The organism is Micromonospora reichwaldensis (genome assembly GCF_031845925.1).
Classification (GTDB): domain Bacteria; phylum Actinomycetota; class Actinomycetes; order Mycobacteriales; family Micromonosporaceae; genus Micromonospora; species Micromonospora reichwaldensis.
Map to the genome: position 1 here is coordinate 56,544 of NZ_JAVRFL010000012.1, position 25,283 is coordinate 81,826.

Below are 25,283 nucleotides of genomic sequence, written 5' to 3' on the forward strand. Positions count from 1 at the left end.
CCCGGTGCCGTTCGCCGGAGGTTTCAGGCCGATCTACCTTCACTTTCTCGACCGAGAGTTGTCGCAGTCCGCCAACTTCCAGATCACCGGGGCCCTTCTCGAGGGCGTGCTCAAGAGACTGGTTCTGGGCTCCGCCGCATCGCTGTACTGCGGTATCTCGCTCCTCTGGGAGAACACCGCCCTCGGCGAGGGGTCGCGAATCCTGCTCTCCCAACTGGTGCAGTCAGGCACCCTCCAGCCGGTGTCCTACAACGCGACCGTGGACGAGTTCATCAGATCCCGGCAACGTCTCTACCAGCACGATGCCGCCAGGTACCCCCTCTACTTCACCGACGGCGTCGACAGGCTGCGGCTCATCACGCCGATCGTCTACAAGCCTGACGACACGACCGACTATCTGGAGGAATACCTGGGCGCGTGGTCGGCAACTGGCGGGCGATCCGGGGCAAGCTCGGACGAAACCTTGGCGCGAAGGCTGACGTTCAGTGCCCTTGGCACCCGGGACGTCCAGGCGTTGACCTACAGTTACTTCTCACCGTTTGTCCGGGCCAAAGAGGAGAACCAGCCCGCAGAGTGGGCCATCCGGAGAAAGATATCCCTCGGCTACGCGGGCCACTACCTCCAGTTCGGAGACGGGGACATCGCTACCGGGATTCCCGGGCTCGCGTTCTATGACGCCCTGCTGTCGCGGAACTTCCCGATGGGGGACGTCGCCCTGCTCGGGAGCTGGCTGGACATGGTCGGCCTCGGCTACCTGCTGTCTGCGCCGTGGCAGACCAACGAAGACGAGTGGGACGGCTTGCTGCAGATCCGGGGTGAGGGTTCACACGGTCGCCTGGTGCGGCTCTTCCGAGTCCTCATCCACGCGGTCACCTCGGTTCTCGCGGCGGACTCCGGCAAGGTGACGCAGTTCGTCGTACGTAACCATGCGCGGACGATGATCGATCAACTTGTGGTCGGTTCCGGTGCCGAACACGGCTGGAACCGTGGCGGCCCGGTAGCAGACCGGATCCATGCGGCCGAAATGACTGCTGAGGCAATGATTGCAAGGCTGGGCCGGAGTCACCGGCTCGCCCAGGCTGTGGAGCAGGGAAGAGCGTTGTATCTGAACGAACGCACCGACGTCCTGATCGTCACGGCGACCCTGGTGGAGAGCCGCGCCGTCTTCGATGCGGCTTCTGCTGACTGGAATGCAACGCCAGCACTGCACCACGTGGGGGACAAGTCGTACTGGGACCTCGGCCAGGTCGCCGGTGCCCGGGTACGGCTCGTGCAGACGGAGATGGGCAGCGGCGGCCCGTCGGGTTCGATACTCACCGTGACCGACGCGATCGCGGCCCTGAACCCCGGAGCGGTGGTGATGGTCGGGATCGCCTTCGGCATCGACCCTGAACACCAGGAGATCGGGGATGTGCTCGTGGCGCGCCAACTCCTGGCCTACGACCTGCAGCGAGTTGGCACGAACGGTAACCGCACGAGTGTCGTTCCTCGGGGTGATCGTGTGAGCCCTTCGCCTCGGCTCCTCGACCGCTGCAGGGCTGCCGCTGTGACATGGCACGGGTGCGCGGTGCACTTCGGTCTCGTGGTGTCCGGCGACAAGCTCGTCGACAACCGGGCGTTTCGTGATGCTTTGATGAAACTGGCCGGGGGAGAAGTGGAGGGCGGTGAGATGGAGGGATCGGGTCTCTACGCAGCCGCGCATCGGCGCAAGATCGACTGGATCCTGGTGAAGGCGATCTGCGACTGGGCGGATGGAGCCAAGGGGTTCCGAAAGGCGGAGAGGCAGGAGACTGCGGCTCGGAACGCCGCGCAGTTTCTGTGCCACACGCTTCGCCAGGGAGGTCTGACAGGCTAGGTTCACCTGGCTGAAAGGGTCGCCCCCCGAGGAGCCGGCAGGCAATCGCGCAGCAGCGAGTCCAGATCTGTCTGCCCCAATAGTTGCTTCCACGGATGAAACAGCGGGCCAGGAAGCTGGTCGGTGCCGACCCAGCGCAGGTCGGTGAACTTGTCGGGTTCACGCACCGTCGCCACTCCGCGGTGGAAGTCGCTGACCATCCAGATGGTCACATAATGCAGTCTCTCCTCGAACAGGTCGTTGGTGATCGCCCCGAAGCGGGTATTGTGGATTTCGACGCCTGTTTCTTCCCGCACCTCTCTTTGTGCGGCTTCGTCGAAGCTCTCCCCGTGTTCGAGATGCCCCCCCGGCAGCGACCAGGTGCCCTGACCGTGCGCTCCTTTCCGGAGACCCATCAGGAAGCGGCCGTCCCGTATTACGAAGACGCCTATTCCAATTCTGGGCGGTTGCATGTCCATTGACCCGAGAATCCTTCCGATCATTGCCCGGTAGTTGGCGGTACGTAATGTACCTGACCTCTCCCCGGTCTCACGGTGCGAAACCCTTCGACGCTCTCGTACGGGCGATCCCCGCCGCCGTCATGTGCCCGCCTTGAGCCTGTGGAGTCGCGCTGGAGGCGCCTAACTCGTCGCACCACCGGCGCGGCGAAGCCGGGTGAGGACGTCGGCGATCTCCTGGGTCTCATCGTGGTCCGGCCCGTAGAGCAGCAAGAGGTCCTCGTGCAGCGGCACCAGCTCGGCCACCGCCTGTGCCACGTTGCCTTCGGCGAGCAGCAGCATGCCGATGTTGCGGCGAAGCTCCAAGGCCTCGGCGGAAACTTCACCCTCGGCGGCGCTGACGTGCGTGAGCGGGAGCAGTGCACCGCCGGTGAGGCCGGCGGCCAGGGTGCGGGCGGTCTCGTCGGCGAGGCGGTTGGCGATGTCCGCCGCCACGCGGAGCGCGTGGAGCTGGTGGAACGCCCTGCCGTACCGCTGCTGTTCGGCGAGCGGCAGCAGGGGAATCCGCAGGCGTCTGGGGTCGACCCGGACCACGGTGGTGCCGGATGATGCTGCGCTGAGATTGTCCTCCGCGGCCAGGAAGCCGGCCAGGAACCACGGATCCAGGCGGGTCGGGTCGGGACGCAGCAGGTGGAGGTGTCGGCCGAGGAGCTGACCGGCGTCGCGGGTGTCGGCGACGCGGGCGGTGCTCACACCCTCGTGCAGCAGCTCGGGAAGGATGACGTCTCCCGCCTCGATGGTGACGTCCTCGTCCGAGCGGCTCTTTTCGGCGGCCCCCGAGGCCGGCCTGCGGGACACCACGTCGCGGGCGGTGAGTGTCCGGGGCGCCTCGGAGTCCTTCAGGGCGGGACTTGAGCTGCTGCGGATCGCCGCCGGCGCGCGCAGCAGGGTGAGGGCCCCGCCCCGCAGCAGGTCGGCGACGCTGGCGGTCCGCCAGGACCGCGCATCGGCGCCGGCGGGAGGCCAGGTCTGCCCGCCGCTGAGGGCCACCAGCCCGGTGGCCGCCAGCCGCAGGCGGCTCTTCAACTCGTACGCCATCTCGGCGAGTTCGTCGGGGTTCGCAGGCACCGGCGCGGCGAGTACGTGGCGGGCAGGGCTGAGGTCGACCGCCTCGTCGAGCAGATCGACGACCGGAACGGCCCGCGCCACGCCTGGCACCGGATCGTAGCTGTCGGGACGCCTGTCGAAGTCGCGCCAAGCGTCGAGCGCCGCGCTGCGGATCGCGGGCCAGTCCGACCTTCTACCCGGCACGTCATCGGCCCCAGCTGTTCCGCCGCCGACGGTGTCGACCATCAGGACGGTCGACGGCAGCGTCGCCTGGGGGTGTGGTCGTTCGAGCCGCCACAGCTGGAGTCCGATGTGCAGCGGTGGGGCCGTCCCGGGGGGTAGCGCGATCACGGCTCGCAGCGCTCCGCTGCGGATCATCTCGGCCCTGATCCGCCGCCCTGACGGCCGGAAGGCGGCGCCGGGAGGCATGAGCAGGACAGCCTGGCCACCCCGGGCCAGGTGCGCGAGGCAGTGCTGTAACCACGCCAGTTCCGACTCGCCCTTCGGCGGCAGCCCGAACATCCACCGCGGGTCGTACGCCAGATCCTCGTGGCCCCAGTCCCGGTGGCCGTAGGGCGGGGCGCAGAGCACCGCGTCGGCGAGCAGTGCCGGGAATGCGTCCTCGCGCATGCTGTCACCGGCCATGACCTGCGCGGCCGTCCCGTCGGCCTGGACGGCGAGGCGGGCGGCGGCCTGCGCTGCCACCGCCGGCACCAGGTCCTGGCCGTACAGCTCGCGCGCCCCGTGCGAGGCGGCGGCCAGGAGTAGGCCGCCGACCCCGCACGCGGGATCGAAGACCCGGTTCGGGTACGGCTCGCCCGGGGCGGCGAGAAGCTCTGCCATGAGATCGGCGACGGTCGCGGGTGTCCGGTAGAGGCCACTGGCCTTGCCGTCGTTGACTTCGCCCTCGGCGAGGACCTCCAGCGTCTGCGTCGCGCCCTCCTCGACGCAGCAGCGCAGCAGCGCGCCAAGCAGCTCGGCCTCTGCGGGTTGATAGGTGAGGCCACCCGCGCCGGGGATGTGGTCGGCGTACGACCGGCTTGTCTTCTGGGCCCATGCGGACAGCTGGTCATCGGGAAGCCGGACGGCTTTCTCCACCTCGATGTCGGCAATGCGACTCGTCGCGACGACGAGCGGTAGCAGTCTGCTTCGGTGGGCGAGGTCGGTCGCACTGGTCCGGAGGGCCGTACGCAGGTCATCGGCGGGTGAACTGGCAGGCAGTTGCCCACGCGCGGAGAGCCAGGCCCGGACGGCGTCCAGGTCGTACGCAGGGCTTGACTCCGTCCCGCCCGACGGGATGGGAAAGTCGGGGTGACGCCTACGCCAGTTGCTCACGGTTGCGCGTGTGACGCCAGCCAGTCGGGAGATCTCGGCGGCGGTCACCCGAGCGGGCTGCGGCATGGACGTCCTGTCGGTTGTGCTGCTTCTCGCCGACCACCCTACACGACCCCGATTGCGCTAGTGCCGTTTGACAGTGCTTTCAGTGAGAAGTGTGCTAGGGTCGCTTCGTCGAGACGGGCCGATCTGCGCGGCCGTCGCTGATTCCCCCTGCCCGCGTTCGACCACTCGGGCCTGCCATCCCCTCCAGGAGGACCCTTCGTGTCCATCGCCGTGCAGCCTCTCCACACCGCCACCAGGAGCCGTAACCAGAGTCGGGAGAGCTGGTCGGTCATCTTTCGGCACCCGGGCAGGATCGATGTAGGTACGGGTAAGCCCGGCCGCCGGGTTCGTCGGGGACTCGGGACGGCCGATGATGCCGAGGCTGGCCGGATGGTCGAGCAGCTCAACGAGATCCTGCGGACGCCGGATCTTTGGGAGCTGACCGCTCGGGTGAGCGCCGAAGCGCGATTCGACGCCCGGATCGTGGACATCTTCTACGAGGACTTGGAGCCTGTGCAGCTCGACTTCGCAGGCGTACGCGAAGAGCTTCTTCCGCTTCCCACCGCAGCGGACGGCTACGAGACCGTGATGATGCTCGGTACGACCGGGGCTGGCAAGACGACGGTGGTGCGGCAGCTCCTCGGCACCGATCCGGAGACCGAGCGCTTCCCGTCCACGTCGACGGCGAAGACGACCGTCGCCGATACAGAGCTGATTACCAGCACGGACCGGACGTACCGCGCCGCCGTGACGTTCACGCCTCGCGACGAAGTGATCGATTACCTCAGCGACAACGTGTCAGCCGCCGCGCTGACCGCCTTCAACGGCAAGGGCGACGCCGAGGTCGTCCGGCAGCTCCTCGATCACGTCAACCAGCGGTTCCGGTTCAGCTACGTGTTGGGCCGCGCCACCGTGCCGACCGCCGACGACCTCGTGGACGACGACGTCGACGACGGCGAGGATGTCGACCCGGCCGAGTACGGCCAGGTCGACATCGAGTTCACCCAGCAGGTGATCCAGAAGGCGGTGCGTTCGGTCCGGGCGATCGTTGAGAGGTATGCCAGTGCGATCCGTGACGAGTTCGGTTCCAGCGAGGAAGACGAACGGGTCGTCGCCGAATACATCGAGGAGAACCTCGATACCGAGTTGCGGCAGTCCGAGGAGTTCCACGGCGTCGTGGATTCCCTCATCGACGAGATCGAGAAGCGCTTCTCGACGCTGGAGGTCGGCCTCCTACGGCGAAATCGACAGGGCTGGCCGGTCAGCTGGTCGTGGAGCACCGACGACAGGGCGGCGTTCATCAAGAACGTCACCAGATTCTCCAGCAACTACGCGCCGCTGTTCGGTCGCCTGCTGACGCCCCTCGTCAATGGAATCCGTGTCAGCGGTCCGTTCGTCCCGGAGTGGGCCGCGCAGCCAGCCAAGCTCGTCCTGGTGGATGGTGAGGGTCTCGGCCACACCCCGAAGTCAGTTGCCACCCTATCCACCCGGGTCGCCGTGCAGCTTGAGAAGGTCGACGCCGTGCTTCTGGTCGACAACGCGGCGCAGCCGATGCAGGCGGCCCCGGTAGCAGCGCTGAAGGGCATCGCCGTCGCGGGCAACGCCATGAAGCTGCACTTCCTCTTCACCCACTTCGACCAGGTCAAGGGCGACAACCTGCCGACTTTTTCCGCCCGGGAGGAGCACGTCCTGGCTTCCGTGGAGAACGTGCTCAAGGCGATCGGCGACGAACTCGGCCCGGCCGCCGAGCGTGTCCTGCGTCGCCGCCTCGACAGTGCGCGATTCTTCGTCGGCGGGATCCACGAGCCACTCAGTGCGAAGAAGAAGATGGGTGGACGATCGATCCAGGAACTCCAACGGCTGCTTGATGTCCTGGCCCACCCGGAGCATGCCGTCGAAGCCGGCCCCAGCCGTCCTGTCTACGACCGGATGAATCTCTCTCTCGCGGTGACCGAGGCCGCGAAGAATTTTCACCTCCGGTGGCAGGGGCTGCTCGGGCTCGAGGTGAACCCGGACGCGCCGAAGGAGCACTGGACCCGCATCAAGGCGTTGAGCCGCCGTCTGGCGGAAGGGTGGGTGGACGAGTACGACAACCTCAGGCCGGTCGCCGATCTCCGCTTCGAACTTCAGCGACAGGTGTATCTCATGTTGCAGCGGCCAGTGCGCTGGGATGGGGGCGAGCCGAGCGACGACGAGAAGCAAAGAGTCATCGACGACGTCTCAAATGCCGTCACGAAGAAGCTGATGGATCTGACCCGGCGCAGGATGCAGGACGAAGTCCAGCCCGGCTGGCAGGCGGCCTACAGTCAGAGTGGCACGGGATCCACGTTCGTCCGCGCCCGCATCATCGCCTCCGATGTCTACGGCAAGGGTGCGCCGGTGCCGACCGTCAGTGCATCGCCGGACCAGAACCGCTTCCTCAAGGATGTCGCCGAAATCGTCTCGGAAGTGGCCCAGGAATTCGACATCGTGCTGGAGTGAGAGTTTCGTGACGTTCAAGGCGGCCTCGCGGCCCCGTCCTCTGCCGGGACGTCGTGCCCCCGGGCACCGTTACGACCCAGGGCGGCGCGATCGACGCCCTGGGCCGACGGGTACGGGTCGCGCTCGCGCTGCCGTCAGCGGGGTGCGGGCTGCCCCAGCAGTTCCAGCGCCAGGCGCACCAGTTCCGGGCCGGCCTTCTCGGGGCTGCCCGTGTCGAACGGCGGGTCGGGGTCGTATTCGACGACCAGTTGGAGCGCCTGCGCGACCCGTTCGCCGGCGATCCTCGCGGCGAGGTGCAGGGACATGTCGATCCCGGCGGACATGCCGGCGGCGGTCATGATCCGGCCCGCCTCGACGTAGCGGCCCGGGACGAACGTCGCGCCGTACTGGGCGAGCTGGTCCCGCAGGCTCCAGTACGTCGTCGCCCGCAGTCCGCGCAGCAGGCCGGCCGTGCCCAGGACCAGGGAGCCGGTGCAGACCGAGACGGTCCACGTCGTGTGCCGGTGGATGCGTTGGATCCAGCGGATCGTGTCGGGGTCGGTCTGGACGCCGTGGACGTTCCCTCCGGGCACCAGCAGCACGTCGGCCCGGCGTACCTGGCTGAGCGTGCGGTCCACCCCGAGGGTGAGCACGCCGTTGTCCGTCCGGACCGGGCCGGTCCGCTTGCCGACGGTCACCACGGAAGCGCCCGGGATCCGGGACAGCACCTCGTACGGGCCGATCGCGTCTATCGGGGCGATCCCGTCGAAGAGCAGGATCGCGATGCGGGGTCCCCGGGCGGGCCCGTCCGGGTCGGTGGGCTGACCCGCCCGGGCCGAGTCGCCGAGGCCGGTGGCGGCCAGGCCGACGCCGGCCCCGCCGGCCACCGCCGCCCGCAACACCGTCCGCCGGTCCACGTCCATGCTGAACATCGATCGCCTCCTGTCGGTCGAGCTGAGCTTCCGCATGTCCCGGTGGTCGGTCACCCCGCCGCCCTGGTTCCGCGGGCCGCGAGGCAGGTCCGGATGCGAGGGACCCCGGTCCGTATCGGCGGGGCCGTTGCCGCATCCCGCTCCGTACGTGCCGAAGGTGCCGCCCGTGGGAACCAGCCGGCCGTTACGGCGGACCTACAGAGTGTGACGGCAGAGAACGGGCACGAGATCGTCCTTGCGGTGTGGGACGGCGCGGTCCTCCTGGACGTGGCGGGGCCGGTCCAGGTCCTGAGCGGCTCCGGCGGCTACCGGACGCGGCTCGCGTCGCCCGACGGGAGACCGGTGCGCACCGACGTCGGCGTGCCCTTGGGGGTCGACCTGGCGCTGCCGGAGGTCCGTACCCCCGTCGACACGTTGATGGTCGCGGGCTACGGCACGAAGGCCGGCCACCGCCCACCCGTCGCCGTCGTCGAGCAGGTGCGGCGGATCGGCCTGGCGGCCCGGCGGGTCGCCTCGGTCTGCACCGGGGCGCTGGTGCTGGCCGAGGCGGGCCTGCTGGAGGGGCGGCGGGCCACCACCCACTGGGCGGCCTGTGCCGAGCTGGCGGCACGGTTTCCGCGCGTGGTGGTGCAACCCGACGCCATCTGTGTCCGCGACGGTCCGGTCGCCACCTCGGCCGGGGTGACCGCGGGCATCGACCTCGCGCTCGCCCTCGTGGCTGAGGACCTCGGCGTCGACCGGGCGCGGACCGTCGCCAAGCATCTGGTCGTGTTCCTCGAGCGGCCCGGTGGCCAGGCACAGTTCGACGCCCCGGGTGCCGGGCCCGCGCCGCGTGAACCGGTCCTGCGCCGGGTGCTCGACGCGGTCGTGGCGGAACCGTCGGCCGATCACAGCCTCGCCGCGATGGCCGCCCGCGCCGCGGTCAGCGAGCGCCACCTGACCCGGCTGTTCCGTCGCGGCATCGGCACCACTCCGGCCCGGTACGTCGAACGGATGCGGGTGCACGCGGCACGCGCGCTGCTCGAGACGGGGAACGCCGGCGTCGCGTCCGTCGCCCGCGCCTGCGGCTTCGGCTCGGCCGAGACGATGCGCCGTGCCTTCCTGCGGGTCGCCGGCGTCACCCCGGCCGAGCACCGCCGTCGCTTCCGCGGCCAGGACAAACCCGGTGCCGCCGTACGGTCGGCACCGCCGTGAGCGGCGCCGGTGTCAGCCGATCAGGCCGGTGACGGTGGCCGTGACCTCCGAGAGCCGTTCGTCGGCCCGTCGGTGCTGGTGCCTGATCCACTGCTTCCCCTCGGCCGCGATCCCCTCCAGGACGTTGAGGGTGTGGAGCAGGCCCGACGCGTCCAGCGCGACCCGGGACAGCACCCCCGGATCCTCGCCCGGCTGGATTCCGTCGGTGCTCGACTCGGTCACCCGGACGCGGATCGGATCGCCGTTGACGAGGGTCAGCTCGAACGTCTGCTGTTGGGTCGCCACGCCGTCGATGCGTACGGCGGCGACGGTGTCGAAGCGGTAGTTGAGCCGTTGGGTCCCGCGGGCCACACTCTCCTCGAAGTCGAGGTCGATGTTCACCTGGCGCACCCCGTCGGCGGTCAACAGGAAGAGCAGCAGCCGGTACCTCGAGTAGCGCCACGGCCCCCGGGGCACCCGGGCCCGCTTGTACGACCCGGCGGGCGCCTCGATGAAGGCGTGCGCGATTACCTGACTGGGCCGGAGCCGGTAGTGCCGCATCGCCTCGTCGACGAGGATCTTGCGGTCGGATTCCAGCCAGGAGGCCATCTCCGCGTCGGACGGCTTGCGGGACAGCTTCTTCTGCCAGCGTTCGTACGCTGCCTCGCGCTCCGCCAACTGCTGCGCCCGTTCCGCCTCGTCGGCCGGTACGCGTCGCCGCTCGGCGACGATGCGGAACCACGCCCGCGCCCCGATCACGGCGGACCCCACGGCGAGCAGCACCGACGCCGTACCGGTCAGCGGCGCTGTCAGCGCGGCGGCGGGCGCCACCCAGAGGGCCCCGGCGACGACGGCGGCCAGCCCGACCACGTACAGGGCCGTGCTTCGCCACGGGGTGCGAAGCCCGGTCCGGTAGGCCGACAGGGTGTCGTTCTCCCACCGCTGTCGTACGTCGCCGACCAGATGACGGACCAGCCAGGCGATCTCGCCTGCGTCGACCCGCTGCTCGCGGTAGATCTCGACGAGTTCGTCCCGCAGGTGTCTCCGGATCCCCGCGGTCTGGACCAGCCAGTGGGAGCGGCCCGTGTCCCTGGGCACGTAGCGCCCGAAGTAGGTGTCGAAGAGCCGGTCCACCTTGCGGGCGAAGCCGCCGGCCGGCGGCTTCGCCCGCCGCTGCGTCGGCGGGGTGAACTCCGCCTCCTTCAACCGCAGCCGCTCCCGCCGGAAGTGCCGGTCCGCCCCACCGACCACGAAGGCGGCGACTCCCGCCGCGGACACGAGGTAGGCGAGCATCGGCGGCAGCTCGTCGCGGTGCAGCAGCAGCCGCGCGATGTTGCCCGCGGCGAGGGCGAAGGCCACCGTGGCGGCGAGGGCACGCGACCATTCGCCCACCGGTGTCGCGGCCGGCTGGATGGGACGGACCCTCGGCGGCGCGGGGGAGGGGTGGAAGAACAGCCGGATCCGGTTCTTCCTGTCGCCGGCCTTCTGTCCGGCTCTGGCCCGCTCGACCGAGCGGTGCCACAGCTGGTCCTCGACCGGGCCTTCGAGCAGCACCCCGAGGTGGTCGAGGATCTTGTCGCGTTGGCGCGGCCCGAGCTCGTCGAGTTCCTTCACGATCAGCTCGGTGTCGGCGGTGTTCAGCGAGTTGAGCAGCCGCAGGACCGACCGCAGGCCGGCCGTCCACTCGCCCCGGCCGTGCACCCGGGTGATGCGCCCGCAGATGGCGGAGAGCGTGGTGAGGTCCTCGTTGCCCAGTTGTCGCAGGCTGCGTCCGCTCAGTAGGGCGAGCAGCCAGTGGAAGCGCACCTCGTCGGTCTCGTACCCGCGCGCGACGGCCTCCTCGATGAGCTCGCGGGCCCTGCCCGGCATCCGGGCGTCGAGGTACTTTACGCCGATACGGAACCTCTCCTTCGGCGAGGCGTCCGGGGGCAGTTGGTAGTAGACGTCGCCGTGGATCGCCTGGGCCTGGACCCCGACGTGGGCGTCGCCCTGCGCGACGTTCGTCGTGGTCGGCGTCGTCACGACAACCCCTTCGCCACGGCTATGATCGCGGCCAGCCTGGCGGCCAGCTCGGTCACGTCGGCCACCAGGCCGCGCATCCTCCGCAGCGACACCACCAGGGCGCTGCGGCCCTGCGGTGTCTCGTCCTTGAGGCAGTCACCGGCCGTGTCCAGCTCCGTCTCCGCCGCCGCGTAGGTGGCCTCGTCCAACTGGCCGTCCTGGTGGGCCTGTCGGAGCAGGCCGCGAAGGTCGCCGATGGCCGTCGCCAGGTCGGCCGGCGGCTCCGGCTCCCGGCCCACGGTCACGTTGCCGTGGATCTGCCCGGCCTGGACGCCCACCCGGGCGTTGCCGCTGGCGACGTTCCTGTTGGTCATGCCCATCTGCGCCTGCCTGTCCCTCTGCGCCGTCTCCCGTTGGCCGGCCGCCCCGTCGGCGACCAGTTCCTGCGCCAGTGCCGTCGCGAACGCGGCCGCGTGGGCCACCGCCCGTGGCTGCCAGTTCTCTCCGTCCGTGGCCGTCTTGGTGCCGTCGGCCCGGTCGCTGATGCCCCGCACCACGACCACGGGCAGCGCACGGTTGAGGTGACCGGCCTGTGCGACGCCGGCGGCCTCCATCTCGATGGCCACGGCGTCGTTGTAGTGCTGCCGCACCCACCGGGCCTGGTCGGAGACCGCCGAATCCTGCACGATCTCGCCCGCCGCGATCGGAGCGAAGTGGACCCGGGGCGCGGCGTCCCCGGGCCGGCCCCGGAACCACTCGCCGCCGCGCGCCAGGTGTTGCGCGATCTGGCCCGCGCTGTGCGGGATCTCCCATGCCTTCGGCCGGGCCTTGAGGCCGTCGTCCTCGCTCGTGCCGCCGTGGTAGGCGTAGACCTGGGACGCCACCACCACGTCCCCCAGCCGGATGCTCGGCCAGAGGGCCCCGGCGACGCCGACGAAGATCACCGCGGCGGGGGAGAACTCGGCCATGGCGCGCTCGGCCAGCACCGCCGCGGGGTGGTTGCCCTTGCCCACCAGGCCCAGCGCCACCCGGCAGCCGTTGCCACCGAGCCGGCCGACCTCGAAGCGGGTGCCGGCGGGATGCCGGTGCACCCGCAGGTCGGTCAGCCTGCTCCGGACCGCGTCGTACTCCAGGTTCAGGGCCGTGAGAATCACGACGAGACTGCTGTTCATGCCTTCGCCGTCTCCTTGTCTGCCGGACCCGTCGGTCGGGTCATGGGGGGATGCAGCGCCTCGCGCGGGCCTGGCCGGAACAGCCGTGCGGGCCGTCCGGTGTCCGTCCTCCTCGTCGTGCCGGCGGGCACGATGAAGCCGTCGACGCTTTGGACCTTGCGGTAGAAGTTCCGGGGATCGAGGCTGACGCCCCAGACCGCCTCGTAGACGTCCTGCAACTCGGAGATGGTGAACGTCGGACCGCAGAACGCGGTCGCCAGCGCCGAGTACTCCAGCTTGGCGCGGGCGCGCTCGACGCCGTCCGCGACGATCCGGCGGTGGTCGAAGGCGAGCCGGGCCTCGGCCGACAGGGCCCGGTCGGTGGAGGTCCAGCACGCGTCGGAGGCGTCGGTGCCGGCGGTCGGCTCGGGCAACCGGGGCGCGATGGCCAGGTAGGCCACGGAGACGACGCGGCCCCGGGGGTCGCGCCCCGGCGTGCCGTAGACGCCCAACTGTTCGAGGTGCAACTGGTCCGCCGACAGGCCGGCCTCCTCGGCCAGTTCCCGGTGGGCCGCCGCCGGCAGGTCCTCCTCCACGTGGTTCAGGAAGCCGCCGGGAAGGGCCAGGTCGCCCCGGTACGGCTCCACGCCGCGCTGCACGAGCAGCACCTGGAGCCGGGACTCGCGCATGGTGAGGATGACGAGGTCCACCGCGAGGAGGACGGTGGGCGGAACCCAGCGATCGTCCGACATGGATCCCACCATAGACTTGCTGTCACTCTGACAGGAAGTCCGGCCAGGTGTCGGCTTTCAGCAGGATCCGACGCGCGACGGCAGGGGCAGGGAACCCCGCGCCCCTGCCATGTCCCGGTGCCGACCCGTTGGTCAGCCGCCGGAGGGCGGTGCGCTGCCGCTTCGGGCGGCCTTCGGACGTGCCCCGTGCCCGGTCGCCGACCCGGTGAGCGCCGCCGCGCGGCCGCTCAACGCGTCGACGCGTTCGACGAGTCGGCGTACGGCGTCCTCGTCGTCCGCGTCCACGGCCGTCACGTGTTCGAGCAGCGCGGCGTAGTCCGACGTCAGCGCCAGGTACTTCCTGCCGAACGTCTCCTTGGCGCCATCGACGTAGGCCTGGCGCTCCGCCATGGCGTACCACCGGTCGAGGTCGATGATCTGCTGGGCGAGCACGGCGGCGACGGCGCTGAGCGCGCTGCGGGCGTCGGCGTTGTCGTCGCGGCGGCGGCGACGGGCGTCCGCGAGCCGGCCCGCGCGGCGGCCACCGACGTAGAGCACCGTCGCCCCGGCGACGACGGCCACGATCGCCGCGGCGGCGAGCAGGAAGCGGGGCAGCGACGGGCTGATCGTCCGCGCGCCGTCGGGAACGGTGCCGGCCTTCACCAGCAGGTCGTAGTTGACGGTGACGACCTTCAGCGCCTCCAGGGGGCGGTCGGCGAAGGCGTCGACGCCCCGGCTGACGGCCATCTCCGCCACGAAGGCCCGGCCGAAGTTCCCGTCGTCGCGCCCGGGCAGCAGCGCGCACCCATAGGTGTCGTACTCGTCGCCGTCGCGGCTCATCACCAGCACGACGGTCCCGTCAGCGGCGCGCTCGACCTGGCGGCAGCCCTGCCTGAGGTCGGCGCCCGGTGCCAGCATCAGCACGACCAGCCGGCGGTTGCCGATGATCCGTTCGGCCGCCGCGCGGTCCAGCTCGACGCCCGGCGCGACGTACACGGAGGAGGCGCGCACGTGGCGGGCGACCGGGCCGTCCAGCGCCCCGCCGCTCCACAACGCCCAGCCGGCCAGCGCCAGGCAGGCCAGGACGGCGACGCCGAAGGGCGTGCCGAACAGGTCGGCGAGCCGACGTCGTACGGACTGGCTCACGACAACCTGCCCCGGAGGTAGAGGTGCGGGCGGTAGCTGGCGATGCCCAACGTCCGGGCGCCGTCGTCCAGCTCGTCGGCCGCCTCGTCCAGCAACGTCCGCACGTGGCGGTCCGGCAGCCCCTCGTCGAGCGCGGCGCGGGCGGCCTGGAGCTTGACGATGCCCCGGGTCAGCGCCGGATCGCTGCGGGCGTCGGTGAGCAGGGACATCTCGACGGCGAGCGAGGTGAGACCGGCCAACCGGGCGGGCGTGCCACCCCGCCCGGGATCGCCCCGCCGGACCACCAGGGCCTCCGACCGGCGCAGCGACCGGACCGAGAGGATCAGGAACGTCGCCACGCAGCCCGCGAAGAGCCACGGCAGGGCGGGCAGCGCCACCCGCAGCGGGTCGATCGGCTGGTACGGCAGCGGGCGGTCGAACAGCCCCGAGTAGCGCAGGTCGGTGACCCGGTTCAGGTACGCCGTCAGGATGTTGCCCTGGGGGTAGTCGTACCGGCTCAGCCGGCCGCCGAACTGGCCGTAGAAACTCGCCCCGGCCAGCTCCGCGAAGTCGTCGGCCGCCGGGCCGTGGTACTCGATCCAGAGGCCGTACATCACGACGATCGGCGTGCCCGGGAACAGCTCGGCCAGCGCCGGACCGTACCGGGGCACCGGCTCGCCGAACGGCTGCGCGGGCAGCGCCACGTACCGGGCGCCGTCCGGGAAGGCGTTGCGCGCGGCCTTGTCGGGGACGCCGGTCAGCGTGGCCCCGGCCGCGAGGTGCAGGCCGGTGGCCCGCAGGTCGGCGGCGACGGCGGCCAGTTCCCGGTCGGTCGGGTCACGCCACCGCAGCTCGTCGTGCTCGGGCGGGTCGGGCGCGTCCCGCAGCGCGGCGATCAACGCCACCAGCATGCCTGTCACGTCGGCGGTGGCGAACTGGGCGCGCCAGCCGGGCAGGGTGTCGGGTACGGCCTGGTAGATGCCGCCGCTGACCTCGGTGCCGATCACCCGGACGGTCGCGTTCTTCACGTCCCGCACCCGTTCGCGTTCGTCCTCGTCGAGCCCGGGCGGCGCGACCAGGATGCGGACGGGTTCGGCGCCGGCGGCCTCGCGGACCCGCTGCTCGTTCCAGCGCGCGGTCGCGCCGGGGAGCCGCACCACGGGGTCGGCGGCCACCAGCGCGGTCATCTCGTCCACCGAGGGCACGCTCGCGTCGCTCAGCTCACCCGCCGAGCCTTCGTCGATCTTCGCCGGGGCGGCTGGCGACCGGCCGTAGCTGACGTCGACGCTCTGCCGCTGGGCGAGCAGGAAGACCACCAGGACGAGCACGGCGACGCCGAGCAGCGACCAGCGCAGCAGCTCGTACCGGTATCGCCTGCGGGGTGTCACTGGTGCGTGCGCCACAGCCGGTCGGCCTCCCTCGCGTGTTGCGCCGCCTCCCGGGCGGCGGACGCCCCGCCGCGCCCGGCGGCGATCGACTCGGCGCGGGTCAGCAGCTGCTCGGCCCGCGGCACCCGGGTCGCCGCCGCGTCCCGGCTGACGGCCGCGCTGTCGATGGCCGCGCGGGCGGCGGACCAGGCGGTTCGGCGCTGCCGCCCCCGCGCCCGCCACCGGGGCAGCAGGGTCGTCGCGAAGCCCGCGCCCACGAGCAGGACGCCGCCGACCAACCAGGCGAGGAGGGTGTGGGACATGCGCTCCAACCATCGGGCGAGGGGTACGGGGGTGCGCTCGGGAGCCGTCGGGGCAGGCAGGGGTACGACCGAGTCTGGCTCATCGAGGCGAATCGGTGCGAACCAGCCCCACCGGCCCTGGCCTGCGGTCGGCCCGGCACGCCGGGGCGTCGTATCGTCTCCGCATGACGCACCCGGTCTGGGCGGACGGCAGGGCCTACGAGGCGTACGTGGGCCGGTGGAGCCGCCCCGTCGCGCGGGAGTTCCTGCGTTGGCTGGCCGTGCCACCGGGCCGCCGCTGGCTCGACGTGGGCTGCGGCACGGGCGCGCTCACGTCGACCGTGCTGGCACTGGGGGACCCGAGGCACGTCTCGGGCGTCGACAGCTCGCCGGGCTTCGTCGCGTACGCCCGCGCGGCCGTCCGCGACGAACGGGCGGCCTTCCAGGTCGGCGACGCCCGGGCGCTGCCGCTGCCCGACCGCTGCGTCGACGTCGTCGTCAGCGGCCTCGCGGTCAACTTCGTGCCCGAGCCGGCGCGCGCCGTCGCCGAGTTCGCCCGGGTCGTCCGCCCCGGCGGGGTGGCCGCCGCCTACGTCTGGGACTACGCCGGCGGCATGGCGCTGCTGCGTCACTTCTGGGACGCCGCCGCCCTGCTCGACCCGGCTGTGGCCGAGCGGGACGAGGGCCGCCGGTTCGCGGTGTGCGACCCGGACTCCCTGCGCGGGCTGTGGACCGACGCGGGCCTGACGGCGGTGGCGCTCCGGCCCGTCGACGTGCCCATGGTGTTCGCGGACGTCGACGACTACTGGACGCCGTTCCTGGGCGGGCAGGGCCCCGCCCCCTCGTACGTCGCCTCCCTGACGGCGCCGCAGCGCACCCGCCTGCGCGACCTGCTCGCGGCCCGCCTGCCCGTGGCGCCGGACGGCTCGATCCGGCTCACCGCCCGGGCCTGGGCCGTCCGGGGCGCGGCGCCGGCCTGAACACCCCGCAGGTGCCCGCCGGGCCTTCGCGGTCGGAGGTGCGCAGCCAGGTGCTGCCGTCCGGCTGTCCGCTTCGAGACCCAGCGGTACCCGCCGCCGACGTCCTCGGTCAACCTGATCCGTGACGCCGGGTGTCCCGCCCGTCGTGGAGATCGGAGGACCGATGAAGGCCCGTTTCCGATGGCGGTCGACCCGGATGACGCTGTTCGCGGCCCTGGCCGCCGCGCTGGTCGCCGCACTGCTGCCCGCCTCGCCGGCGCTCGCGCTGCCCTCCGGTAGCGGCTGGTCGGCCTCGTGGAGCTACTACCATCCCACCGCCTACCAGTACGCCGGCACGCTGCCCGGCGTCCGGCTGACCGGCTACGCCACCGACAACTCAGGCACCAGCACCACGGTCGGCACGATCGAGGACACCGCCGACGACGGCCGCTGCGCCAGGGTGATGCTCTACGCCAACGGCGTCGGCTACGTCGCCGACCGGACCACCTGCGGCAGCGGCAGTTACCTGACCTACTCCACCGCCAGCTACAGCCAGGGGCTGCTGGTGATCGTCTACCGGATGGTCGCGGGCACCACCACCCACGACAAGGGCTTCGCCATGTTCGTACCCGGTTCGTCCGCCGACCCGGAGCTGCGCACCGTGGGTACGGGCGCCAGCTGGTCGTACTACACGTCGACGGCGTTCCAGTACACGGTCACCCGTCCCGGCGTACGGCTGACCGGCTACGGCGCCCACCAGTACACGGACCAGCGCTCCTCGCTGAACACGGTGGAGAAGACCGCCGCCACGGTCGGCTGCGCCACGGCCAAGGTCACCGGCGGCGTGTCCACCAGCGGCGGCACCTGCGTCAACGGCGGCAGCACGTCCTTCTCCCGCTCCGACCTGACCAACAACCTGGAGGCGTCCGCCTGCTACCAGCCGGTCCCCGGCACCCGGCGCTGCCTCGCGGTGGGCATCCCCGAGCCCTGGTGACCCGACCGGCACCGGGCGGACGCACCCGGCCCGCCGACCCGGCGGTCCCGCCGTCCCCGAACCGGCCCCGCAGTCCCGCCGTCCCCGGACCGGTCCGGGGACGGCGGGTCCGTCAGCGGCGGCGCTTCGGCAGGTCGAACTGGTCGGCGGCCCGGCAGTCGCGTGGACCGCCGACCGCGCCCGGCCCGGCCCGGTCGAGCGCCGCGCGCGCCCGGATCCGGCCCAGGTTCCAGGCGTACCAGGGGTCCGACTCGTCGAGGTCCTTGGCGACCCAGCTCAGCGTGCAGCGGCGCACCGGATCGGGCAGGCCCGCCAGGGCCGGCGTCGCGTCGGCCGAGAGCGCCCGCAGGTACCAGGCGTCGATCTTCCCCGTCTGCTCGTACCGGGCGATGTTGCGGCGGGCGGCGTAGTCCTCCGGGTTGAGCACGGCCAGGCCCAGCAGCATCACCACGGCGAGCGCCACCGTCGTGCCGGGGATCCAGGCACCGCGCCAGCGGAGCCCGGCCACCAGGATCATCAGGAACACGGTGCCGAGCAGCAGCTCGAACGCCATCACGAAGAGCCGCTCGCCGGTGAAGCTGTACGCCTTCTGGTACGTGTACATCCGGGACAGCGCCGACCCGACGATGACGAAGCTGAGCACGCTGAGCAGGCCCAGCAGGACCCGCAGCAGGTGGCGCTCGACGGCCCGGTCCCGTCGCGCCCAGCGGGCCACCCCGCCGAGCACGGCCAGCGTCAGCATCGTGACGACGACGAGCTGCCAGAACCCGCTGCGCGCGTACTCGGCGTAGCTGAGGCCGGCGGTGCGCAGCACGTGTCGCTGCCCACCGAACAGGACGGTGAACTGCACCGCCACGAAGCCGCCGAAGAGCAGCGTCAGGGCGCTGATGACCGGCGCCCACTCCACGAGGCCGAAGCGGCGCGTGCCGGGCCGGTCCACCGTCGACAGGTCGGGCGGCGCGGCCAGCGTGTAGACGGCGGCGACGGCGCAGAGCCCGCCCACGGCGGCGAGGAGGATCCAGCGGAACGCCGCGCCGCCGTTGACCTCGGGAATCAGCTCGCCGAGCATCACGGAGAAGGCGCCGTCGGCCGAGGACAGCAGCGCGCCGAAGACGATCAGAACGGCCACGGTGGCCGCGGTCGACCCGACGACCCGACGCGCCAGGTGCGGGTTCGCCGGGGCGCGCAGGTGCCCACGCACCCACGGCTGCCCCCGGAACGCCGCGAACGGCGCCGCCACCAGGCTGAACAGGATCGAGCGGATGAGTCGGCCGCCCACGATCGCGAGGGCCGCGCAGGCGAGCGCGCCGAGCACGCAGAACGTCACCAGCCACCAGGCGTTGCGGAAGGCCAGGACCGACAGCAGTGCCAGGGACGCCGTCGCCCAGCCGGCACGGATCAGCCGGTCGGCGCGCGGCAGTTCCGCGCCCGCCCGCCGGACCGCGAGGACCACCGCGACGGTCAGGGCGAGCCAGCCGAGGAACCAGCCGATGCCGGTGCGGGTGAGCGGTACGAAGAACGCCAGACCCAGCGCTCCGGCGAGGACCGCGAGCGGTACGGCCCGGTCCTGGGCGGGCGCGGGCCCGGGCCAGCGCGTGTCGAGGAACGACGGCGGGCGCGGAACCGGCTGGTAGCCGCGGTACGGCGCCGGCGCGCCGGCCGGCACCCCGATCCGGTACGGCGCCGGTAGCGGCGTGGCGGCGGGCTGCTGGACGGTGGTCGCCGGCGGGCGGGCAGGGGATGCGCCGGTGCCCGCCGACGGGGCGGCCGGTGCTCCAGCGGTGGCCGGCGCGGCGGTCGCGGGCGTCCCGGTGGTGGGCGCCGCTTCGGCAGCCGGTGCCGCGGCGTCCGCCGCCGTCACCGCGGCGGTCCGTGCCGGGAAGCTCTCCTGCGGCCCGACGACGGCCGTCGGGGCTGGCGCGGCGGTCGCCTCGGCCGGCCTGGGGGCGGGGACGACCGGTGTCGGGGCCGGCGGGCCCGCGGCGACCGGAGCCGCGGCGGCGGTGGCCGGCATCAGCGGGATGAACACCGCGTAACCGCGCGTCCCGGGCGGGATGCTGACGGGGATCGCCCAGGCGGGTGCGCCCTCCGCCCCGGGCCACACCATCGGGGGCGGCGCGCCCTCGAGGGACGGTATGACGAGCAGGTGCGGCGTCGCGTCTCCGGGGTCGTCTCCGTCGGTGCTGCCGGTCGGCTCGCCGGACCCCGGGGGGCCCGACACCGGTGGTGGCTGGGTCACGGAACCCCTCCTCGTTAGAACGGTCGGCACACTGTACGGCCGACTCCGGCGTTTCCGCCGCCCCGCGTACCGGCCGGCACCGAGGTGGCGAACGGGAAGGCGAAGCGGACTCATTCGGCATATCACCAGAGTTTCCGCAAGTGATGCCCTGTGGGATCAGCCGTCCGATAACGGACAGGACGCCGATCGCCTTTCCGGCGCACTGTTGTAGCAGGTCAGAGGCGTGAGGACGGCGGGCCGCAACCCATTCCTCGGGCCCGGCGGGGACAGCATCGTCCCCGCCGACACCGCCATCACCGAACCCGACCCCGCGACGACCCCGGCGTAGCGCAGCGCCGGCCGCCGACGCAGCGCCAGGTCGCGCTCCGGCAGTCACGTCCCGGGTGTCCCGTCCCACCCTGCCCACCGGAACCGGCCCTGGTCACGAGCCGGTCGGTCCGGTCACCGAGCACGAGAGGAGCCGGCAATGGCCGCTCCCACCGCCACCGCCTCCCTGAACGCCTCCACCTACTCACCCGGCGACCAGATGATCCTGACGGTCACCTACGGAGACGCCGACACCAAGCCGGTGACCGTCACGATCGTGGTGACCGACGCGCAGGGCAACAGCAGCGCGCCGGTCAAGGTCACCGCCGTCATCGACCCGCTCACCCTCACCGTCACCGACGACTCCGGCCGCACCTGGACCAAAGCGTCGGACAACGGGTCCGTCGCCGTCTACCGGGCGGTGGCGTGATGCCCCGGGTCACCGTCACGGTGCGCGACAACGGCGGGCGTACCGCCACCGCGACCGCCGACTACACGATCGCGCCGCCGGTGCTGGGCGGCTACTACCTCTCCGGCGGCGCCGACCCGACGGCCGACATGGCCGGCGGCAACTTCCGCTCGCTGACCCAGTACCGCAGCTTCGCCGACGGTTACACCTTCCCCGGCTACCAGCGGCCGTGGCTGATCACCCTCGGCAGGGCCGGGGTGCAGATGAACATGGTGCTGGAGCTGAAGCACTACGGCGCGCCCCACGCCGGGCCGCAGACCTTCACCGTGGACGGCGTGACCTACACCGTCCCGGCGCCCGCGATGACCATCCAGCAGCGCCCGGGCACGACCTGGCCCCGGGCGTACGGCTACAGCCAGGTCCTGGCCGGGCACTGCGACGGGCTCTTCGCCCGCGCCCTGTCCCAGTACCGGACCCTGGGCTTCGGGGTGAACATCCAGCTCGCCTCCGAGCTGGACACCGACCACGAGTTCGGCACCACCGAGTCCGGCGTCACCTACAACTGGGCGCAGTCGGACGCCCGCGCGGTGCAGGCGATGACGTACATCGTGAACTGGTTCAGGGCCCGCCAACTGCCCGCCGGCACGACGTTCTCGGTCGGGGTGGGCGGCTTCGACCGGGCCTGCTTCCAGCGCACCCACCCGGAGGCGCTGATGGCCAGGCTCGACTTCCTCCAGTGGAACGCCTACGCCACCAGCCCCACCCACACGGCGCTGGCCCGGTTCCGCCGGGCGAAGGACTGGGCGGTGGTCGACCTCGGCCCGGTCGCCCTCTCCCGCCCGGTGATCATCGCCGAGTGGGGCGTACGGGTGGCGGAGGTGCCGGACCAGGCGGGCTGGATCGCCACCGTCCCGGCCGCCATCGCCCAGCTCAACGCCGAGCGGGGACCCCGGATCGCGCGGACCAACTACTTCAACTCGGGCTGGGGCACCCTGTCGCCGAAGTCGACGGGGCTGGCCGCGCTGAAGGCGGCGTACGCCACCCGGCCGTACGTCTGAACGGCCGGCCGGAGGTCCGCCAGGAGCCCGGGAGACCGGCGGCGGAGGATAGACGTCGATCATGAGGTCCATCGATGGTGGTATAAGATCCGCCGGATCGTGCGCAGGCCCGCTCGTGCGCCTCCCGGTGCGATGTCCACTGAGCCCCGCTGCGCCAGAACAGCCATGGAGATCATGTGAAGTTCAGTCGTCTCGGCCCTGCGATGGCCGCCCTCGTGCTCGCGGTCGGCGCCGTGGTCGCCCCGGCCGGCGCCGCGCAGGCGCATCCGGCAGCGGACACGGTCAACGTCTATCCGCCGATCCAGGGATCGTCCACCTGGGACCGGTTCGGTCTCTCCGGGCCGACCTCGCACCACATCGTCTTCGGCCACTGGGGCTACCCCAACGACTGGGCCGTCGACATCTACCGCGGCCCGGGTGCCACGATCGTCTCGCCGTTCGGCACCAAGACCGCTTCCGGGCACCCGGTCGCCGTCAAGGTGGTCACCGTCCAGGCCGGCTGCGCGACCCGCAATCTCGCCGACGGCGGCTACCGCATCGGGCTCGAGGCCCGGGACACCACGACCGGGCAGATCCTCGGCCGGGCGGACGTGATGCACGTGAACAACAAGCCCGGTGGCATCGTCGTCGGCGCCTCGGTCGGTCCGTGGACCAAGCTCGGCGAGACGGGCCGCTTCCGCTGGTCCAGCTGCTACCAGGTCAACGGTGACAGCGGGGTCCACATCCACCTCGAAGTCATCAACCAGCACCGCTACTCGTGCTACGTGGCCCGCGGTGCGAACACCGGCCTGACCGACCTGACCGTGGTGGGCAAGGTCGGCGTGCACTACACGGGGCAGCGGCAGCGCTGCTGATCCGTCGATCGACGGCGGGCGGGTGCCCCGGCTCCGGTCGGAAGCCGGGACACCCGCCCGGGTCGGGCGCCCGCGCCGCTGCACCCCGGGGTCAGTAGGCCAGCTCCACCGGCCGGCCGAGCACCCGCGCGCCGTTGTTGGCGAGCCAGCCCTCGGCCGCCGCCGCGTGCTGGCTGAACGTGTGGATGTCGCGGAACCGGCGCTGCAACGGCGACGAGTCCCGGGCCGCCCCGCCGCCGGCCGCCCGGTAGCAGGTGTCGACCGCGGCGGCTGCCCGCTCCGTCACCCAGGGCAGCGCGGCGGAGATCCGTGGGTGCAGCGCGGGGATCGCCGCCGGATCGGTGGCGCAGGCCGCCCAGAGCTCGTCGGCCAGGTCCCGCAGCAGCGCCCGGGCGGCCCGTACGTCCAGGTCGGCGCGGCCCAGCTGGAGGCGGAAGGCCGGCGAGTCGGCGAGCGACTGCCGGGCGTAGAGCCGCTGCCGGCCGCCCTCGATCAGCGCGACCATGTCGTCCAGCGCGCCCTGCGCGATGCCGACCGCCACCGCGCCGAGGTGCAGGACGAAGTGGACCAGCGGCGCCACGAAGCCCGGCCCCGGTACGCAGGGCACACCGGTGAACAGGTCGAAGCTCTCCTCCGTGGGGCAGAAGGCGTCCGCCACCTCGATGTCGTGGCTGCCGGTGCCGCGCAGGCCGAGCACGTGCCAGGTGTCGTGCACGGTGACCCGGGAGGCCGGGAAGAGCATGGAGCGCATCGCCGGCGGTGCCCCCGCCGGCCCGCCGTCCCCGGTCAGCACGCAGTTGCCGAAGATCCAGTCGGCGTGCCGGGCGCCGCTCGCGAACGCCCACCGGCCGGTGACCCGGAAGCCGCCGTCGACCGCCTCGGCGCGCCCCTGCGGGGCGAACCCGCCCCCGACGACCACGTCCGGCCCGTCGGCGTAGAACTTGTCGAACCGGTCGCGGGAGAGCATCGCCACCAGGTGCGGCGTCTCGGCGCCGATCATCACCGTCCACCCGGTGGAGCCGTCGGCCCGGGCCAGCGACTCCAGCACCCGCAGCCCGGTGTGCAGGTCCGCCTCGTACCCGCCGTGGCTGCGGGGGACGAACATCCGGAAGCAGCCGGCCGCCCGCAGCGAGTCGAGCAGATCGGCGGGCAGCCCCCGGGCCGCCTCGATCTCCCCGGCCCGGCGGGACACCTCCGGGAGCAGCGCGTCCACCGCCCCCGTCAGCCCGTCCCGGTGCTGGTCCTCCATGGGATCCTCCTCGCCTCGTCGCTCGGCCTCCACTCTGGACCGGTGGACGACCCGGGGCCAGGCTCGCCGCTATCGGATGCCCGCCACTTCGCGCGGTGGGCATCCGCCCGACGCCGCCGCCCGGGAGCGGGCCGGAACGGCACGCCGGCCCGGCCCGCTCCCTATGCTCGACGCATGGAACTGCGGATCTTCACCGAACCCCAGCAGGGCGCGACGTACGACGACCTGCTCGCCGTGGCCCGCTGCGCGGAGGAGGCGGGCTACGGCGCCTTCTTCCGTTCCGACCACTACCTGAAGATGGGCGCGGTGAGCGGCGACCCCGGCCCGACGGACGCGTGGACCACGCTCGCCGGCCTGGCCCGGGACACCCGGCGTATCCGGCTGGGCACGTTGATGACCGCCGCCACCTTCCGGCTGCCCGGCCCGCTGGCCATCACCGTCGCGCAGGTCGACCAGATGAGCGGCGGCCGGGTCGAGCTGGGCATCGGCACCGGCTGGTACGCCGAGGAGCACACCGCGTACGGGATTCCCTTCCCGTCGCTGGGGGAGCGCTTCGACCGGCTGGAGGAGCAGCTCGCGGTCGTCACGGGGCTCTGGGCGACGCCGCCCGGCGCAACCTTCGACTTCGCCGGGACATACTACCCGGTCAGCGCCTCGCCCGCCCTGCCGAAGCCGGTGCAGGACCCGCGCCCGCCGATCCTGCTCGGCGGCATGGGCCCGAAGCGCACGCCCCGCCTGGCCGCCCGCTACGCCGACGAGTTCAACCTGCCGTTCGCCTCGGTCGAGGACTCCGCCGCCCAGTTCGACCGGGTCCGGGCCGCCTGCGCCGAGACCGGCCGCGACCCGGGCGAGCTGCGCTGGTCCAACGCCCTGGTGCTCTGCTGCGGGCGGGACGACGCCGAGGTGGCCCGGCGGGCCGCCGCGATCGGCCGGGAGCCGGACGAGCTGCGCGAGAACGGCCTCGCGGGCACCCCCGCCGAGGTGGTCGACAAGATCGGCCGGTACGCCGAGATCGGCAGCGAGCGGCTCTACCTCCAGGTGCTCGACCTGGCCGACCTCGACCACCTGGAGCTGGTCGCCGCCGAGGTGCAGCCCCAGCTCTGAGCCGGCGGGCAACCGCCGCCCCACCACCGCGTCGACCTCCTGCGCCGGCGACGGCGGCAAGTCGCGCGCGGGGCGGCGGCCCCGTCGTGC

20 protein-coding genes are annotated in these 25,283 nt (G+C 72.2%); 9 read left to right on the forward strand and 11 right to left on the reverse strand.

Annotated features, from left to right (window positions below; all coding sequences use genetic code 11):
* Positions 1-4 precede the first annotated feature (4 nt).
* Positions 5-1,855 (forward strand): 5'-methylthioadenosine/S-adenosylhomocysteine nucleosidase family protein, encoded by a 1,851-nt coding sequence (locus RM555_RS12310; RefSeq protein WP_311411860.1) that lies wholly within the window; start codon positions 5-7, stop codon positions 1,853-1,855.
* A gap of 2 nt (positions 1,856-1,857) precedes the next feature.
* Here RM555_RS12310 and RM555_RS12315 read toward each other — a convergent pair whose 3' ends face one another.
* On the reverse strand, positions 1,858-2,313 hold the full coding sequence (locus tag RM555_RS12315) for a nucleotide triphosphate diphosphatase NUDT15 (RefSeq protein ID WP_311411861.1): 456 nt from the start codon (positions 2,311-2,313) through the stop codon (positions 1,858-1,860).
* 162 nt (positions 2,314-2,475) lie between these two features.
* Complete coding sequence (locus RM555_RS12320; protein ID WP_396888746.1) at positions 2,476-4,497, reverse strand: N-6 DNA methylase; 2,022 nt, start codon at positions 4,495-4,497, stop codon at positions 2,476-2,478.
* A 672-nt stretch (positions 4,498-5,169) separates the two neighbouring features.
* Here RM555_RS12320 and RM555_RS12325 point away from each other — a divergent pair.
* On the forward strand, positions 5,170-7,260 hold the full coding sequence (locus RM555_RS12325) for a hypothetical protein (RefSeq protein ID WP_311411863.1): 2,091 nt from the start codon (positions 5,170-5,172) through the stop codon (positions 7,258-7,260).
* Positions 7,261-7,394: 134 nt separating this feature from the next.
* Here RM555_RS12325 and RM555_RS12330 read toward each other — a convergent pair whose 3' ends face one another.
* The gene (locus tag RM555_RS12330; protein ID WP_311411864.1) at positions 7,395-8,171 is read right to left on the reverse strand and encodes a DJ-1/PfpI family protein; all 777 of its coding nucleotides are present in this window, start codon (positions 8,169-8,171) and stop codon (positions 7,395-7,397) included.
* 204 nt (positions 8,172-8,375) lie between these two features.
* On the opposite strand from RM555_RS12330, the gene RM555_RS12335 reads away from it, so the two are divergent.
* The gene (locus tag RM555_RS12335) at positions 8,376-9,365 is read left to right on the forward strand and encodes a GlxA family transcriptional regulator (protein WP_311411865.1); all 990 of its coding nucleotides are present in this window, start codon (positions 8,376-8,378) and stop codon (positions 9,363-9,365) included.
* A 12-nt stretch (positions 9,366-9,377) separates the two neighbouring features.
* On the opposite strand, the gene RM555_RS12340 is transcribed toward RM555_RS12335, so the two are convergent.
* The 6 genes from RM555_RS12340 to RM555_RS12365 all read right to left on the reverse strand — a co-directional run bounded on the left by RM555_RS12340 (position 9,378) and on the right by RM555_RS12365 (position 16,042).
* Entirely contained in the window at positions 9,378-11,366 is a 1,989-nt protein-coding gene (locus tag RM555_RS12340) for a hypothetical protein (RefSeq protein WP_311411866.1), read from the reverse strand.
* A complete protein-coding gene (locus RM555_RS12345; protein ID WP_311411867.1) occupies positions 11,363-12,517 on the reverse strand; it encodes a 5'-methylthioadenosine/S-adenosylhomocysteine nucleosidase family protein in 1,155 nt (384 codons plus the stop codon). The genes RM555_RS12340 and RM555_RS12345 overlap by 4 nt, the downstream gene beginning before the upstream one ends.
* Positions 12,514-13,248, reverse strand: a complete 735-nt coding sequence (locus RM555_RS12350) for an NUDIX hydrolase (RefSeq protein ID WP_311411868.1) — start codon at positions 13,246-13,248, stop codon at positions 12,514-12,516. The genes RM555_RS12345 and RM555_RS12350 overlap by 4 nt, the downstream gene beginning before the upstream one ends.
* 132 nt (positions 13,249-13,380) lie before the next feature.
* On the reverse strand, positions 13,381-14,373 hold the full coding sequence (locus RM555_RS12355; protein WP_311411869.1) for a hypothetical protein: 993 nt from the start codon (positions 14,371-14,373) through the stop codon (positions 13,381-13,383).
* Positions 14,370-15,755, reverse strand: a complete 1,386-nt coding sequence (locus RM555_RS12360) for a hypothetical protein (RefSeq protein ID WP_311411870.1) — start codon at positions 15,753-15,755, stop codon at positions 14,370-14,372. The genes RM555_RS12355 and RM555_RS12360 overlap by 4 nt, the downstream gene beginning before the upstream one ends.
* Positions 15,737-16,042, reverse strand: a complete 306-nt coding sequence (locus tag RM555_RS12365) for a DUF6403 family protein (RefSeq protein WP_311411871.1) — start codon at positions 16,040-16,042, stop codon at positions 15,737-15,739. Before RM555_RS12365 ends, RM555_RS12360 begins: the two co-directional genes overlap by 19 nt.
* Positions 16,043-16,206: 164 nt before the next feature.
* Here RM555_RS12365 and RM555_RS12370 point away from each other — a divergent pair, with 164 nt between their 5' ends.
* Both RM555_RS12370 and RM555_RS12375 read left to right on the forward strand, forming a co-directional pair.
* Positions 16,207-17,001, forward strand: a complete 795-nt coding sequence (locus tag RM555_RS12370; protein ID WP_311411872.1) for a class I SAM-dependent methyltransferase — start codon at positions 16,207-16,209, stop codon at positions 16,999-17,001.
* Positions 17,002-17,164: 163 nt separating this feature from the next.
* Positions 17,165-17,974, forward strand: a complete 810-nt coding sequence (locus RM555_RS12375; protein WP_311411873.1) for a hypothetical protein — start codon at positions 17,165-17,167, stop codon at positions 17,972-17,974.
* A gap of 112 nt (positions 17,975-18,086) precedes the next feature.
* Here the strand turns inward: RM555_RS12375 and RM555_RS12380 are convergent, their stop codons facing one another.
* Positions 18,087-20,213 carry a DUF4153 domain-containing protein gene (locus RM555_RS12380; protein ID WP_311411874.1) on the reverse strand — a complete coding sequence of 709 codons (2,127 nt, stop codon included), beginning with the start codon at positions 20,211-20,213 and terminating at the stop codon, positions 18,087-18,089.
* A gap of 466 nt (positions 20,214-20,679) precedes the next feature.
* Here RM555_RS12380 and RM555_RS12385 point away from each other — a divergent pair, with 466 nt between their 5' ends.
* From RM555_RS12385 to RM555_RS12395, 3 genes are all read left to right on the forward strand, one after another.
* The gene (locus RM555_RS12385) at positions 20,680-20,949 is read left to right on the forward strand and encodes a hypothetical protein (RefSeq protein WP_311411875.1); all 270 of its coding nucleotides are present in this window, start codon (positions 20,680-20,682) and stop codon (positions 20,947-20,949) included.
* A complete protein-coding gene (locus RM555_RS12390; RefSeq protein ID WP_311411876.1) occupies positions 20,949-21,986 on the forward strand; it encodes a hypothetical protein in 1,038 nt (345 codons plus the stop codon). Before RM555_RS12385 ends, RM555_RS12390 begins: the two co-directional genes overlap by 1 nt.
* Positions 21,987-22,162: 176 nt before the next feature.
* Positions 22,163-22,840: a hypothetical protein gene (locus RM555_RS12395; protein ID WP_311411877.1), complete on the forward strand. Its 678-nt coding sequence runs from the start codon at positions 22,163-22,165 to the stop codon at positions 22,838-22,840.
* A gap of 91 nt (positions 22,841-22,931) precedes the next feature.
* On the opposite strand, the gene RM555_RS12400 is transcribed toward RM555_RS12395, so the two are convergent.
* Positions 22,932-24,089, reverse strand: coding sequence for an acyl-CoA dehydrogenase family protein (locus RM555_RS12400; protein ID WP_311411878.1), 1,158 nt, complete (start codon positions 24,087-24,089; stop codon positions 22,932-22,934).
* A gap of 174 nt (positions 24,090-24,263) precedes the next feature.
* On the opposite strand from RM555_RS12400, the gene RM555_RS12405 reads away from it, so the two are divergent.
* Positions 24,264-25,193, forward strand: a complete 930-nt coding sequence (locus tag RM555_RS12405; RefSeq protein ID WP_311411879.1) for an LLM class F420-dependent oxidoreductase — start codon at positions 24,264-24,266, stop codon at positions 25,191-25,193.
* The last annotated feature ends 90 nt before the right edge of the window (positions 25,194-25,283 follow it).